Raw genomic sequence first — 1,822 nt, forward strand, 5'->3', positions numbered from 1 at the left:
GGCGCTCATGCGTGGCCTGTCGACGACCAACATCATCGAGAATCCGAACGGCGCGGTGCGCCGTGTCGCGGGGCGCGTGAAGCGCTATCGTGACGCCGATATGGCCTTGCGCTGGACGGCCGCAGGCTTCCTGGAAGCTGAGAAGCACTTCCGGAAAATCCTCGGCGTGAACGAGCTCTGGATTCTCGCTGCCGCCTTGAAACGATCGACCTCAAAATCGATTGACCACGATCGGAAGGTTGCCTAACCTATGCCGCACCCGCCGTCCCAACCTTCAACTGTCTTCGGGACATCGCCGAGACCTGTCGAATGCGCCCCAGGCGGCTGTCGACCTGGCCGCTCGCCGGCACAACGGAATCTACCGTTTCAACTGCCAGGCTCGCGCCCGTTCGCGGCATCGCAAGCTCGGTCATACAGATCGAATTTGCAGCGTTCGCGTCGCGACTCTCACCACGCACCGACTGACGACTCTCGAAGGAGTGATTCAGCGCGGCGGTCAACCAATGGTTGATCCGATGGCACGATCGCTTGCGATGAATCGGAGGCCGGGGCTTGATGAAGGCGCTCATGACGTGCAGGTTGTCGAAACAGAAAAACCGGCTCACGCTAATGTCGTACGCAGCAAACTGACGCGTGCCGAGCGAAGCGGATGAAGGGACAGAGATATGAGCCTGGTCGACTATCAACTCATGGAAGTGGCAAGCGACAAGGCAGTGAAGATGTGGACACGGGGCGTCGTGATTGAGGAGGCGGCTCGCCGGCAACTGAGCAACACGGCCCGCATGCCGTTCGTGTTCAGGCACGTTGCCGCAATGCCGGACGTGCATGTGGGCAAAGGGTCGACGATCGGCAGCGTGATTCCGACACAAGGCGCGATCATCCCGGCGGCGGTGGGCGTCGACATCGGCTGCGGAATGATGGCAGTTCGCACGACGCTGACGGCCACCGACCTGCCCGATTCGCTTTCCGGCGTGCGCGGCGCGATCGAGCGTGCCGTGCCGCACGGCGGTGCGCCGGGGCGACGCGACCCGGGCGCATGGTCGCGTCCGCCACCCGCCGTCGACGACGCCTGGAGGCTGTTGGCGCCCGGTTTCCAGCGCATCGTCGACAAGTACCCTTCCCTCGCGCGCACGAACAACCACGCGCACGTGGGCACGCTCGGCACCGGCAATCACTTCATCGAGGTATGTCTCGACGAAGATGACGGCGTCTGGTTCATGCTGCACAGCGGATCGCGCGGCGTGGGCAACGCGATCGGGACCCTCTTCATCGAACTCGCCCAGGCCGACATGCGCCAGCACCTTGCGAATCTGCCGGACAAGGATCTCGCGTACCTCAAGGAAGGCAGCCGGCACTTCGATGACTACGTGGAGGCGGTCGGCTGGGCGCAGAGATACGCGCGCACCAACCGTGAGGTCATGATGAATGCCGTGATCGACGCGGTGCGCTCGACTATCGGGAAGCCCTTCACCATCGACGGGCACGCGGTGAACTGCCACCACAATTACGTACAGCGGGAACGGCAGAGCTAAAGTCGGAACTGGTGTACGGGGGAGTTGAGGCGGGAGATTGAAGGCGGTGGAGGTTTCAGCTGAGAATCTGATTGTCGAAGTCGGAAACCAGCAAACAACAAACCATCCACCATGAGCAAGTTTACGGAAAAAGCAGTTGTCGGTCTATCGGAAGTCGGTCTGGGCCTGGACGAATTGGTGCGACACGGAGCGCGGCAAGTGATTCAGCAGGCAATCGAAGCGGAGCTGTCGGCGCTGCTGGAGCGATTCGAGAACGTCAAGACCTTGCATGGACAACGCGCGGTGGTACG

Annotated in this window: 1 protein-coding gene and 3 pseudogenes; 3 read left to right on the forward strand and 1 reads right to left on the reverse strand. The window is 62.0% G+C overall.

The annotated features are described in order from the left end of the window. Nucleotides 1-247: pseudogene (locus GCT13_RS47540) on the forward strand (IS256 family transposase); the annotation flags it as partial. A gap of 1 nt (nucleotide 248) precedes the next feature. Here the strand turns inward: GCT13_RS47540 and GCT13_RS47545 are convergent. Then, on the reverse strand, nucleotides 249-605 hold the full coding sequence (locus tag GCT13_RS47545; RefSeq protein ID WP_152768421.1) for a hypothetical protein: 357 nt from the start codon (nucleotides 603-605) through the stop codon (nucleotides 249-251). A gap of 60 nt (nucleotides 606-665) precedes the next feature. Here GCT13_RS47545 and GCT13_RS47550 point away from each other — a divergent pair. Together GCT13_RS47550 and GCT13_RS47555 are read left to right on the forward strand one after the other, a co-directional pair. Continuing rightward, nucleotides 666-1,523: pseudogene (locus GCT13_RS47550) on the forward strand (RtcB family protein); the annotation flags it as partial. Nucleotides 1,524-1,643: 120 nt separating this feature from the next. After that, a pseudogene (locus GCT13_RS47555) lies at nucleotides 1,644-1,822 on the forward strand (IS256 family transposase); the annotation flags it as partial.

The sequence above is a fragment of the Paraburkholderia franconis genome, from assembly GCF_009362735.1.
GTDB lineage: Bacteria > Pseudomonadota > Gammaproteobacteria > Burkholderiales > Burkholderiaceae > Paraburkholderia > Paraburkholderia franconis.